We start from the raw sequence: 13,910 nt of genomic DNA on the forward strand, positions 1-13,910 counted from the left end.
ACAGTGACTAATTTTATACAAACGTTCCAAGAACGAAAAATAGAATTACTAACTGCATTAAGTGAGCATTTACAAATATCGCTTATTTCATTATTTTTTGCAGTAATTATAGCGGTGCCACTTGGCATCTTATTAACAAGAAAAGAACGAATGGCTGAATTTATAATAGGAACTTCTGCAGTAATGCAGACAGTGCCATCACTTGCATTACTCGGACTATTAATTCCATTAGTAGGAATCGGAAAACTTCCAGCGATTATCGCATTAGTTGTGTATGCACTATTACCTATTTTACGAAATACATATACAGGAATAAGGGAATTAGATGAATCTCTAATAGAAGCCGCGAAAGCTATGGGGATGAATAGTTGGAGAAGATTGTGGAAGGTAGAACTTCCTCTTGCATTGCCTATCATTATGGCTGGTATTCGTACAGCTATGGTATTAATTGTTGGAACGGCTACATTAGCAGCTCTCATTGGTGCTGGTGGGCTCGGTAAGCTTATACTATTAGGTATAGATCGAAATGATCATGCACTTATCATTTTAGGGGCCGTACCAGCCGCGTTACTCGCTTTATTCTTTGATATAGTACTTCGCATACTTGAACGACCGAAACGCTCTTCTAAGCGTGTTATATTGACGATATGTATTGTTTGTATAATGATTGCTTCTCCATTTCTTTGGAGTACAGAAAAGAAAGATATTGTTATTGCGGGCAAACTTGGATCAGAACCTGAAATTTTAATTCAAATGTATAAGCAGCTTATTGAACAAGATACAGATTTACACGTACAATTAAAACCAGGTCTTGGAAAAACAGCATTTGTATTTGAAGCGTTGAAATCAGGGGAAGTAGATATATACCCAGAATTTTCAGGAACAGCTTTATCTACTTTCGTGAAAGAAGAACCAAAGAGTACAAATCGTGATGAAGTATATGAGCAGGCTCGCATTGGAATGGAAAAGAAATATAATATGATTATGTTGAAGCCAATGGAGTATAACAATACATATGCACTAGCTATGCCGAAAAAAATAGCAGATCAAAAGAATATAAATACAATTTCTGATTTAGGGAATGTTGCGCAGGAAGCCAAAGTAGGATTTACATTGGAATTTGCTGATCGTGAAGATGGTTATAAAGGAATGCAAAAATTATATAACTATAAGTTCTCGAATGTTAAAACGATGGAGCCGAAGCTGCGTTATAGCGCAATTGAATCTGGAGATGTTAACGTAATTGATGCATATTCAACAGATAGTGAATTGGAGCAATACGGACTGAAAGTGCTGAAAGATGATAAAGGGTTATTCCCACCTTATCAAGGAGCACCATTATTAAGAAAAGAAACGTTACAGAAATATCCTGAACTTGAAAAGGTATTAAATAAATTATCTGGAAAGATTACAGATGAAGAAATGCGAAAAATGAATTATGAAGTTAACGTAAATGGTAAAAGTAGTGAAGAAGTCGCAAAACAATTTTTACAAAAAGAGAAGTTACTTCGTTAAATTTACAAGAAATATACAAATTTATATGTTTGAAATGACCGTTCATTACAAAATGAGCGGTTTTTTTGTGCATACTTATACATTTTTTCAAAAAAGTATTCCATTTTTGCTCATTTTCTTTTAGAATAAGTAATGTTTTCCTGAAAAAATATAAGAGAAACGTCTATTAGAGAAAAAGGTGACTTTAATAGTTGAACGAACATAACACCTAGAATGACAGATGGGGTGGTACAAATAGAAAAGAAGTTAGGATTTTTTCCATTAATCGCATTAGTAGTTGGAACAATGGTTGGTGGCGGTGTTTTTAGTTTACCGCATGATTTAGCAGTAGGAGCAAACAGTGGTGCAATAATAATTGGCTGGTGTATTACAGCGATGGGAATGATTCCACTTGCGCTCGTATATCAAACGTTAGCAAGACAAAAACCGGAACTTGAAGGTGGAATTTATAGTTATGCACGTGCTGGTTTCGGTGAATACATTGGATTTAATAGTGCTTGGGGATATTGGCTAGCAGGAATCTTAGGTAATGTCGCAACAATTATGTTACTGTTTAGTACATTAGGTTATTTCTTTCCAATTTTCAAAGGAGGGAATAATGTTGCGTCTATCGTTGGGGCATCACTTTTATTATGGACACTTCATTTTTTAATTTTATTTGGAATCCGTGAAGCTTCTATTATGAATGTGATCGCAACAATAGGGAAGTTAGTTCCAATCGTTTTATTTATTGTTGTAATGGTAACAGCCTTTCGCTGGGACACATTTACACATGATTTTTGGGGAGAAGGAACGATCTCACTTTCCGCTATACTTGGTCAAGTGAAAAATACAATGCTTGTAACACTTTGGGTTTTCATTGGAGTTGAAGGAGCGGTTGTATTATCTGGAAGAGCGAAGAATAGTCGAGATGTTGGTAAGGCAACAGTATTGGGACTTATTTTAGTAATGTCCATTTATATTTTAATTTCTGTCCTGTCAATGGGTGCTATGACAAGAGGCGAACTTTCTGTGTTAGAAACTCCGTCAATGGGACATGTATTAGAGCACGTTGTTGGTCCATGGGGTGCAGTTGCGATTAACATCGGATTAGTTGCTTCACTTGTCGGTACATTAATTGGCTGGTTTTTACTTGTTTCTGAAATTTCTCATGTAGCAGGAAAAGATGGCGTATTTCCGAGAGTCTTTACGAAAACAAATAAGAAGCAAACACCGCACATGGCATTATGGATTTCAAATGGTGTTGCCCAAATTATATTTATCATCGTTTTGTTTTCGGAATCAACATATCAAATTATGTATTTCATTGCATCAACATCAATTTTATTACCATATTTATTATCAGCGTTATTCCAATTTAAATTAGTCATTACAAACGAGTTAAAAGACGCTAAATTAAAAAACGGAGCGTTAGCTTTAATTGCTTCTATTTACTCTGTATGGCTTCTTTATGCAGCTGGTTTAAAGAATTTACTACTCGTTTCAATTGTGTATGGAATTGGAATTATTGTTTACACGTTTGCAAGAAAAGAACAAGGGAACCGTTGCTTTGTAGGTGCAGAGAAGTATGTGATGTGGGCAATTATTGTTGCGGCTATCACATCCATATATATGTTATTAACTGGAAATATAAAAATGTAAAAAGTCCTTTTCATTTAAAGGGCTTTTTTCTTTGTTTAGAGAATATTTACTACATAAGATATTCAGGAGGGATGAGAATGGAAGAAAAAGAACAGTTGTCTAGAATAATTGATTTAGCTAGTGAGTTAAGGAAAGTATTAGTGCAAGAATCTTTTTTTAATCATCATCCTGAACTAAGAGGAGTCATTGAAAATTTAGCAAGTTCTGTTGAAAATTTGGCGGAATTACAAATAAGTAAAGATGAAAACGCTGAAGATCGATTACGTTACGTACTTGCGAAAATGAAAATTGCTCATAATGCAATTTTACAAGAGAAAAAAGCATTTCCTTCTCATTAATATAAGTTTTTATTTTGAACCTGGCGGATAACGTCAGGTTTTTTATTTCTAGTTTTTCGTTTCTTTCATACACTAAGAATAGTATGAAAAAAGAAGGTGACTAAGGTGAAATTACATAAAGCTCTTCAGCCAAGTTTTATAAAACGAATGTACTATATGAGATTTTTAGGGAAATTTACAAAAGCTGAGAAAGAGAAGAGTGGAGAGAATTTTTTTGTACAATGCTTATCGCCAATACCATTCACTTTACAGGAACAATTTATAAATGAACCATATGTATTTGAAGGGTTATGTAGCAATAAAAAGAATGAAAAAATCTTTTCGGAATTAAAGAAGAGGAAATTAGAAAAGCAATTAGTAATGTTTCGTCTTTATTATGAAAGAGGAAATGTATACGTGGAGTTAATATGTACAGAAGAACCGAAAGAAATAGCAAGCAGCTATAAAATGATTCCGGCACCTAAAGTTACAAATCATAAAAAAAGAGAATCTTTAGAGCGAAAACTTAGCAACGGTTATTTATCATTTCTTATGCCAAAATTTCCGAAAGACTTTGAGCCTCCTGAATTATTGTGGCACGATGGAAGACTGTACGGAAACATATCCCTAAAGTCATCAATTAGCTCAATCGCCTATTTTGAACAGAAACGTGAATGTAAATATATAAACTGCAGTGACTGGACGAAGTATGTAGAAATAGCGGTAGAAGATCAATTATATTTTGTAAGTGATTATGTGTATGAGCAATTAAAAAAACGAATGCATGAAGAAGGTAAGCTAGTTGAAGTAGAGGATATAAAAATACAAAAAGATGAATGGGAATGGGATGAGCGTGAATCGTCCTTTTTACAGTATGTACAAAGTATGGTGCATAATAAAGGGTTATATTTGGATGAAACGGATATTTATAATTTCCATATAAGTGTAAAAACAAATATGTTAACGATTCTTGGTGGTATACCGGGCGTTGGAAAATCACGTTTTGTGCAAACTTATGCAGAAGCATTAGGGTTACAGTATGGGGAAGAGTTGGTTTGGATTCCAATTTCGCCATCGTATCAAGAACCACATGATTTACTTGGTTACCTTCATCCAAATGGTACTTTTATTGAATCTGAAGCGAAGTTAGTTAGGACGTTAATGAAGGCGAAAGAAAATCCAAATCAACTGTATATAATCGTTTTTGATGAAATGAACATGTCTCATATTGAGCATTGGTTTACTCCGTTTCTATCTGTTCTTGAACTTGAAACAAAAAATCGTATTTTAAACTTGTATGAGGGTGTACAGGACATAGAGAATTCAATTCCATCAACAATTGAAATTGGAGAAAATATTATATTTGTAGGTACTGTAAATTTTGATGAAACAACGAAAGAGCTCTCTGATCGATTATTAGACCGAACGAACCTAATAACGTTACAGAAAATTCCGTTTTGTGAGATGGGCATGGAACAGGGGAAAGTCGTATTACATCCACCTTTGAAAGTAACGGCGGGAGAATTTCGGATAAATTGGATGAGAAATAAAGCGATGATTGAAGTGTTTTCTGAAGAAGAATTAGAGCTATTAGATAAGTTGCATGTCGTATTGTCATCACATGACGCGTCTAAGGGAATTTCTTTCCGATGTGCAAATGCAATTGCGACTTATTTGCAAAACATACCGTTTCAAAATAACCATACCTATATGATTAGTAGAGAAGAGGGGTTTGATTTACAAATAAAGCAGCGTGTATTGACGAAAATCAGAGGGACCGAAATGATGGTTGGGCCTTTACTTTCTGAAGAAGCAAAAAGGGGGGCGACCTTAGTACCTCTTTTGCAATCTACACTTGCAAACAGAGTATCTACATTTGAACACTCTTTAGCATATATACGAGAAAAACGTAGAGAACTGGAGTTGTATGGATATGCAAAATGAAGGGCGTTATGAAACAAAAATCGTTGATACGAATGAAACGCTCCCTTTTGTATTAAAGTTAATCATTGGAAATGAAGGGAAAGGAGATTATATTTTATTAAATCGTCTTTGTACATCTACTACAGCATTAGTTCAATGTATTTATAAAGTACAAGAATTAAAACCAATAAGATTACAGTACAATTATGAAATCCCAATGAATATTACTTTTATATGGAATAAAGTATATGAGGGACAGAAAAATATAAAAGAGGCTCAATATGAAATAAATGAAAAAAAACAAAGAGTATTAATATATGAACATGGGAAAACAGAATTCTTTTATCCATGGCGCTGTGGTCTATACCATTTTGAAGTGCGTATAGAAGATACAACGTATTATGGCGCATTTCAAATCGTACCGAAAAACTTTTTTGATGATCAATTTGAAATGATTCAAGACTATGTGAAGTCAATTTTAAATGAGTTGATTTTGGATAGAGGTTACTATAAAAAGACCTTCTCTGCACTTAGCGATATTGAGGATTCTTCTTATTTAGTGTTACTTAGAAAGTTACCGCAAAAAATGAAAATGATAAAGCAAATCTTTAAGAAAATAGAATCAAGCTCAACTTTTATAAATGAATATAAATGGGAAGGAAAAGAGCGAAAGCCAACAAGAAAAGGAACTATAGTGGCAGAACGAAAACCTTATGCCAAACATTATAATCGTAAGTTTATGGAACAAAAAAATAGTAAGGAAAATGCATTTCTTAAATATAAAGCGATGCAATTTTATCATTATTTAATTGAAGCTAAAAGTTTTTTACGTCAAACAATTGAAATCTTAGAAAGAGAAAAAAAGAAAAAATCAGAAGAGTTTCAAGCTGTAAAAACGATTATACAAACAATTGAGCGTAATGGATCAGTAACCGATAGAGAGAAGCAAAAATATAAAAATATACATTTACTAAAAGAAGCCGATTTACGAAAGAGCTCAATGAAAATACAAGAATATAAAATATTGGCGCATATTGTGCATGAAAATGTACAATACTTTCAAATGTTAATGCACTCTTCATTTTGGAGGGAAGTTACTGAAACAAGTAACATGAACTTACATGATTTACCGATACCACATCAACAATTACTACATCATTTAGAAGTACTCCCGCAATATACGGATCAATCTCCATCATTATTATTTGTTTATAAGCCAACGTTTTTAGTGTATGAATATTACGCTTTTTTTATCGTTATTTCACTTTTAGAGCAAATTGGTTTTGAGGCTAGAAACTCCATCCGTGAACAAATACAAGAACATTTTTATGTAGATGGATTACAAGATGGAACGACAGTAGTTTTAGAACGAGATGATATAAAGGTGCATGTCGCATTTAATGACTTAATTGAAACACATCCTCTTATTGCATTAAGTAAAGGTAGTAATTTTTACAATGGTGAGGATACGAAGAAGCCAGATATTCGCTTAGACTGTTATGTAAAAGAAGATGGGAAATACGTATATAAATCTTCTATTATTATTGAAGTGAAGTATAGTCCAATGTACAATATTTTTCAGCACGTCGGAAATACGAAAGCAACTGAGCAAATGTATAAGTACTGGTCTATAAAGTATGTAGAAGAACAGGATGGAAAGCGAGTCTATTATCGAAGGTCAATTTATGAAGTCATTTGTGTATATCCAGGAAGCCATATGCATAGTAAAAAAATTGAGTCTGGATGCGGTGTTTTCTTGCAGTTATATCCATATAAGACGAAACAAGGGGAAGAGAAATTAGCTGGAAAACATGGGATGGTACAAATTTTTGAAAAATGGCTAAAAAGCATTAAGAAGTAAAAGAAATCCTTTTTCATAAAGGATTTCTTTAGATTAAGAAGAATTATATGCTGTATGGAAAGAAACGTAGTGTAATTTAGATTTGAAAAGTGCTACAAATGTGTTATTAAAAGGAATGTGAGCGCGGGATAAAAGTCGATTAAATTGGAATCTAATTCATTTTGCAGAATATAATAAGTCATAAATATTTTTAGTTGCATACGAAGATTTGTTCTTATATGATAGATGGTGAAAGCGTTATCAAAAAAACAGAGCGGCGATGGGAAAGGCGGTTAAATATGTTCCAGCGTGTTCAAACAAAGGAAGAACATTTTGGGTTCGAGCAACTATGGGGAGATTTTTGTGAAGAAAGAAACTTAATGTTCGTAGAACGTAATTTAAATCCATCACGATTTTTATTAATAGAAGATGAACATCCTATTGGTACAGTAGAATGTATTAAGTATACGGTACCTGAACAATCGAATTCTGAGTTTTTCTATCCGTTTTCTAAAAATGATTTAGTAAAAGATTTGAAGAATGTATATGAAATAGGAAAGTTAAGTATTTCGAAAACGTCTCGTGGAAGAGGACATTTCAAAAGGCTAACAGCTATTTTATTTATACATGCGTTAGAAACAAAAGCTGAATGGTACATTGCAGCAGTAACAAAAAGAATGTATATGTATTTACTTACACTTGGTTTTCCAATTGAACCAATAGATAATCCTTTTCAGTTTCATGATACTTTACAAGGTGTACCAGTAAGAATTCATGCTCGAAAAGGGGTTACGCATTTGTATTCTTTAAAAGAATTTCGTGATGTGATTCAAGGGAATGCTCATGCACAGGCATTAATTACAGAATACAGTAAAAATATTATGTTAACGAAATAAAGCGAAGTGAATATGTATAATAAAGAGAATAATATTTGTATAGGATATAACTCTTCATTAAAAAAGACCCTTATTATTTTAATAAGGGTCTAAAAATTATAATCCAAATATACTAAAAATCATTTTGCGGCGCTTCGGTTTCTTTTCTCGTTCATATGTTGGTTTTGAATCCGGAGTAATATAAATGGGTTCTTCTTTCGTTAGGGCAGCTTCTAACTTTTGAATTCGCTCTAACATTTCCTCCATTTCACGACGGTGTTGTAAAAGTTGGTACGTGACGACATCATTTGCCTTATCTTGCATTTGTTCTTCCATTCGATCAAGTCTTCTCGTAATAGTGTTTAATTGATTAGCTAATTGCTCAAAATCATTCGATGATATGTTTTGAACAATTGTATTAACTTGAGTTTTTAATTCCTCAACTTCATTTGAGGAAGCCTTTTGAGTAGATTGAGAATTTTGAGATTGCTCTATTTGAAATCGATGGTGTTCTAACATTTGATCGACATCCTCTTGTGTGAATATAAAGTGGCCATATTTGTTTTTCTCTATCGTAAGATTTAATTGTTGCGCGATCCGGACAACAGCCTTTGGGCTAACACCTAATTTCTTTGCGATAAATGGTGTTTTATATTCCAAAATAATCCCTCCTATATATATCCTGTTGAATGATTTCGAGCTATGAAGTAAGTTCCCTTCTAGTGCGACAAAAGAAGTGTGGAATCGGCAAAGAAAGTGTTTTTTCACGAAATTGAGTTGAGGAGAATAGTTCTTTTAAATAAAAATGTCTTATCGTAACATTTAGAATAATTTGACGAGTGTAAATGAATTAGATTATCATAATGATAAATATCTTTTTTATGTATGCATATAATATATAAAAAGGTGGTTGCTAATGTAGAATTTTGTTAGAGTATTAGAATGCTTACTTCACTTGAATAAAATTAAGTAGGAGGTGGCTTCCTTGCTTACAAAGTAAGTAAGGAAAAGTATTTGGACATATATAGTATAAGTATAGTGATTGTTTTAATTGCCTTAACGGCATTTTTCGTTGCAGCAGAATTTGCAATTGTTAAAGTGAGAAGTTCACGAATTGACTATTTAATTGCAGAAGGAAATAATCGTGCAACATCGGTCAAAACAGTCATTACAAACTTAGACGAATATTTATCTGCTTGTCAGCTAGGAATTACTGTTACAGCTTTAGGAATTGGGTGGTTTGGTAAACCTGCGTTAAAGCAAATGTTTGATACGCTTTTTGCAAATTGGAATATCTCTACTCAACTAGCAGACATTTTTGCTGTAATTTTAGTATTTTTGTTAATTACTTTTTTACATGTTGTAATAGGGGAATTGGCCCCAAAAACATTTGCAATTCAAAAATCTGAACAAGTGAGTTTGCTTGTTTCTAAACCGTTAATTTTCTTTTATCGTATTGCATTCCCATTCATTTGGCTATTAAATGGTTCAGCTCGAATCATTACGAAGCTGCTAGGGCTGAAACCGCCGAAGGGGCATGATGAGGTTCATTCAGAAGAAGAATTACGGTTGTTAGTTTCAGAAAGTTATAGAAATGGTGAGATTAATCAATCTGAATATAAATATGTGAATAAAATTTTTGAATTTGATGATCGGATTGCAAAAGAAATAATGGTACCTCGAACTGAAATGAATATTATAAGTAAAGAGATGCCTGCTGAAGAAGCTTTGCAAAAAATGTCTCGTGAAAAATATACAAGGTATCCAGTTGTTGATGGCGACAAAGACCACGTAATAGGTTTTGTGAATTTTAAAGATATTTTTACTGAATTTGTACAACATAAAGCTGTTAATAAGAAGACAGTAGAGCAATATATGAGACCAATTATTTTAGTTATCGATTCTATTCCAATTCATGATTTGTTTTTGAAAATGCAAAAAGAAAGAACACATATTGCTATATTGATAGATGAATATGGTGGAACATCTGGACTTGTTACTGTTGAAGATATTCTGGAAGAAATTGTTGGAGATATTCAGGATGAGTTTGATACGGATGAGCAGCCAGAAATTCAACAAGTTAGTGAAACGAAGACGATACTAGAGGGAAAAGTACTTGTTAGTGAAGTGAATACGTTATTTGGTTTAGGGATTGATGATGATGGTGTTGATACAATCGGTGGTTGGATTTTAACGAAGAATATAGAGATTGCTGAAGAGGATTCCATTGAAATTGAAAATTATAAGTTTTGTGTGAAAGAATTAGATGGACATTATATAAAAAGATTAGAAGTTACAAAGATAGTAGAATCGATTGTTATTTTAGAAGATGAAAAACAAATTTCGTTACAAGAGCAAATTAGCTCGTAAACTCTGCTATATAGCAGAGTTTTTTTTGAGCATAATGTTTTTTGAGGGATAAGGGCTATGATACAATGACATAAGTCAAACCTTTCACTAGGTGAAGTATTGTTGTATACATATATTCGGAAGGAGCAGAAGTATGAAAAAGCATTTATATATAAATGGAGATTGGAAATCTGTAAACACGTATAAACCATTATACGCACCATATTCTGAAGAAACATTAGCGGAAATTGCACAAGGCACGGAAGAAGATGTAAAAGAGGCTGTTACCGCTGCAAAAAATGCAATGACAAAAATGAATACATTATCTGCATATGATCGTGCGACTATTTTAGAGAAAGTTGCACAAAAAATGGATGAAAGAAGAGAAGAATTTGCAGAGATTATTGCAAAAGAAGCTGCAAAACCAATACGTGCTGCAAGGGGAGAAGTAGATCGTACTGTTCAAACATACAAATTTGCAGCTGAAGAAGCGAAGCGTATATATGGTGAGACATTGCCATTAGACGCCGCACCTGGTGCAGATGGGCGTATTGCATATACAATCCGAAAGCCGATTGGGGTTATAGGGGCTATTACACCATTTAATTTAGTAGCGCATAAAGTTGGACCAGCAATCGCTGCCGGAAATACAGTTGTATTAAAGCCAGCTGATCAAACGCCATTATCATCTTATGCATTAGTTGAGTTATTTGAAGAGGCAGGATTGCCAAATGGAGCTTTAAATATCATTTCTGGCCCTGGCTCCACGGTTGGTGAGGCAATCGTCAAAAATGATTACGTTGCTTCTATTACTTTTACCGGAAGTCCAAAAGTTGGAATCGGAATAAAACAAAAGGCTGGGCTAAAACGAGTTACGTTAGAACTAGGCTCAAATGCTGCTGTTATCATTGATGAAGATGTAGAGTTAACAGATGAAATAATTGAACGTGTAAAATGGGGAGCATTTGTTAATAATGGGCAAGTTTGTATTTCAGTACAACGTGTTTTTGTACATGAAACGAAAATGCATGAATTTCTTTCGAAGCTAAAGAAAGCGATGGAATCAGTTGTTGTTGGTGATCCACTGCTTGAGGAAACGGATGTATCAGCTTTAATTTCAAAAAGAGATGTAGAGCGAATTGATATGTGGGTTCAAGAAGCAATTAAGGAAGGAGCAACTGTTTTATGCGGTGGTAAGAAGCGGGATGCAAGAATTTTTGAACCGACTGTATTAACAAATGTTCCAGATCATGTATCTGTGCAGTGCCAAGAAGTATTCGGTCCACTCATGACAGTAAATACATTTAAAGAATTTGATGAAGCGATTGGGCAAGTAAATAATTCGCGTTACGGCTTACAGGCAGGAGTATTTACAAATAATTTATTTAAAGCAATGCGTGCAATTGATGAGCTAGAGGTTGGTGGTGTCATGATTAATGATATTCCAACGTTCAGAGTAGATCATATGCCTTATGGTGGTGTGAAAGAAAGTGGCACGGGACGCGAAGGAATTAAATATGCAATAGAAGAAATGACAGAAATGAAATTAGTATGTATTAAAAAATAAAGTGGAAAAACTTAAAACTTGCACTAAAAAACGAGTAGGAAATGTTTACGATTCCATACTCGTTTTTTACGCTTCTAGTAACTATTTAATTAAGTGTAACTTTTACTTCATTTCTTGTTTGAAAATAGTATCTTCTACATAAATTTGTTCTTTATCTATAGCAGTAGCATGAGTTAATACTAAACCGATTGGTGTTTTTGTATCTTTATTTTGAACAATTGTAAAAGGAACATTTTTTTCGTTTGCTAATTTAATGTATTTTGATAAATGTGGGTAAGCAATGCCACCATTTAGGAGGAGTTGTAATGATTGAGAAGAGCGCATGCTACCCGCTACTTCAGAGTATACATTACTTTGCATTACTTGACCGATTGTTAAAGCGATTTCCACACGCTCACGTAATGTAGTTAAATACATATTACGTTCTTCTGGTTTGTTTTGCTTTTGGCCGTAAATGCCTTCTTGGAGATAATCTTCCACATTTTTATTTACCATATTTTTCACACCTTTCATTTTCTATTGTACGCAAGAATTAAAAATGATGCAAAAAAAGTCGTTTTGATTACGGAAATAATGAAAATATGTGAAGGAAAAAGGGGATTTGTATACAATTAGTTAAATAAGAAAGAAAAAATAATTTTATCAACAGAAATTAACAAAATGTGACAAAAATCTATTAACGAATCGTATTTTTTGTGTTAATATTCAAAATATAAAGGGTATTCGTCGTATGGAAATGGAGGGAATGGAGGTTTTTCCAATCGATAAGGATATTAAAGAAATATTTTGTTCACACTTGAAAAACAATAGGCACCAATTCGTAGAGAACTGGAAAAACAAAATGATAATTTCCGAAAAAGATCCATTTAAACTAGAAGTAGTTCAAAATGGAGAGGATTTACTAGAGTTAATTATCGAACTTACTATGGAAGATAAAGATATAAATTATCTTCAACCGTTATGTGAGAAAATTGCTATTGAACGTGCTGGAGCAGATGCGAATATTGGAGATTTTGTTTATAACGCAAACGTGGGAAGAAATGAACTTTTCGAAGCGATGTGTGAATTAGATGTTAGCGCTCGTGAATTGAAACCAATTATGGCAAAAATACATACTTGTTTTGACAAATTAATTTATTATACCGTTTTAAAATACTCGGAAATTATATCGAAGAATTTAGAGGAAAAACAGCAATATATTAACGAAACACATAAAGAAAGGCTGACGATTTTAGGGCAAATGTCAGCTAGTTTTGTACATGAATTTCGTAATCCGCTTACTTCCATTATGGGGTTTGTTAAATTATTAAAGGCGGATCATCCGAGTTTATCGTATTTAGATATTATTTCGCATGAATTAGATCAATTAAATTTTCGTATTTCGCAATTTTTACTCGTATCGAAAAAAGAAATGTGGAATGAATCGGAACGGTTTTGGCTTAATGACTTGTTTCAAGACATTATACAATTCTTATATCCGAGTTTGGTCAATGCGAATGTTTTGATTGAAAAGAATTTACCGTATCCAATTCCGCTTGTTGGTTATCGGAGTGAAGTGAGGCAAGTATTTTTAAACATATTAATGAATTCAATTGATGCTCTTGAATCAATGAAAGAAGAACGAAAAATTATCATTGATGTATTTGAAGAAGATCAAGCTATTCGAATTGTGATAAAAAATAATGGACCAATGATTCCAGCTGAAAATGTAGAAACGATTTTTGAACCATTTGTAACTACTAAAAAGTTAGGAACTGGTATTGGATTATTTGTATGTAAACAAATTGTGGAAAAACATAATGGATCCATTATGTGTCGATCAGATAACGATTGGACAGAATTTCAAATTGCATTTCAAAAATAAACAGTCTACACCAAATGAA

The 13,910-nt window shown here is 33.2% G+C and carries 11 protein-coding genes; 9 read left to right on the top strand and 2 right to left on the bottom strand.

Annotated elements, in window-relative coordinates; translation table 11 throughout:
• The first annotated feature begins 3 nt into the window (after positions 1-3).
• The 6 genes from V6946_RS11450 to V6946_RS11475 all read left to right on the top strand — a co-directional run bounded on the left by V6946_RS11450 (position 4) and on the right by V6946_RS11475 (position 8,132).
• A complete protein-coding gene (locus V6946_RS11450; protein WP_000181014.1) occupies positions 4-1,515 on the top strand; it encodes an ABC transporter permease/substrate-binding protein in 1,512 nt (503 codons plus the stop codon).
• A 213-nt stretch (positions 1,516-1,728) separates the two neighbouring features.
• Entirely contained in the window at positions 1,729-3,156 is a 1,428-nt protein-coding gene (locus tag V6946_RS11455; RefSeq protein ID WP_000129451.1) for a basic amino acid/polyamine antiporter, read from the top strand.
• Between the two features lie 77 nt (positions 3,157-3,233).
• Positions 3,234-3,494, top strand: coding sequence for a hypothetical protein (locus tag V6946_RS11460; protein ID WP_000391445.1), 261 nt, complete (start codon positions 3,234-3,236; stop codon positions 3,492-3,494).
• 105 nt (positions 3,495-3,599) lie between these two features.
• Complete coding sequence (locus tag V6946_RS11465; RefSeq protein WP_000766194.1) at positions 3,600-5,417, top strand: AAA family ATPase; 1,818 nt, start codon at positions 3,600-3,602, stop codon at positions 5,415-5,417.
• Entirely contained in the window at positions 5,407-7,257 is a 1,851-nt protein-coding gene (locus tag V6946_RS11470) for a hypothetical protein (RefSeq protein WP_001178737.1), read from the top strand. The genes V6946_RS11465 and V6946_RS11470 overlap by 11 nt, the downstream gene beginning before the upstream one ends.
• A 278-nt stretch (positions 7,258-7,535) precedes the next feature.
• The gene (locus V6946_RS11475) at positions 7,536-8,132 is read left to right on the top strand and encodes a hypothetical protein (RefSeq protein ID WP_000487796.1); all 597 of its coding nucleotides are present in this window, start codon (positions 7,536-7,538) and stop codon (positions 8,130-8,132) included.
• 96 nt (positions 8,133-8,228) lie between these two features.
• On the opposite strand, the gene racA is transcribed toward V6946_RS11475, so the two are convergent.
• Positions 8,229-8,771: a chromosome-anchoring protein RacA gene (racA, locus tag V6946_RS11480; protein WP_000456023.1), complete on the bottom strand. Its 543-nt coding sequence runs from the start codon at positions 8,769-8,771 to the stop codon at positions 8,229-8,231.
• Positions 8,772-9,125: 354 nt separating this feature from the next.
• On the opposite strand from racA, the gene V6946_RS11485 reads away from it, so the two are divergent.
• Complete coding sequence (locus V6946_RS11485; protein ID WP_000356250.1) at positions 9,126-10,481, top strand: hemolysin family protein; 1,356 nt, start codon at positions 9,126-9,128, stop codon at positions 10,479-10,481.
• Positions 10,482-10,614: 133 nt separating this feature from the next.
• Positions 10,615-12,027: an aldehyde dehydrogenase family protein gene (locus tag V6946_RS11490; protein WP_366981944.1), complete on the top strand. Its 1,413-nt coding sequence runs from the start codon at positions 10,615-10,617 to the stop codon at positions 12,025-12,027.
• Between the two features lie 102 nt (positions 12,028-12,129).
• Here V6946_RS11490 and V6946_RS11495 read toward each other — a convergent pair whose 3' ends face one another.
• A complete protein-coding gene (locus V6946_RS11495) occupies positions 12,130-12,522 on the bottom strand; it encodes a YueI family protein (RefSeq protein ID WP_000247558.1) in 393 nt (130 codons plus the stop codon).
• Between the two features lie 235 nt (positions 12,523-12,757).
• On the opposite strand from V6946_RS11495, the gene V6946_RS11500 reads away from it, so the two are divergent.
• Positions 12,758-13,891, top strand: a complete 1,134-nt coding sequence (locus V6946_RS11500; RefSeq protein ID WP_000425086.1) for a BA2291 family sporulation histidine kinase — start codon at positions 12,758-12,760, stop codon at positions 13,889-13,891.
• Positions 13,892-13,910 lie beyond the last annotated feature (19 nt).

Origin of the sequence: Bacillus sp. PPSBB_2, from assembly GCF_045291115.1 — a bacterium.
Lineage (GTDB): Bacteria > Bacillota > Bacilli > Bacillales > Bacillaceae_G > Bacillus_A > Bacillus_A cereus.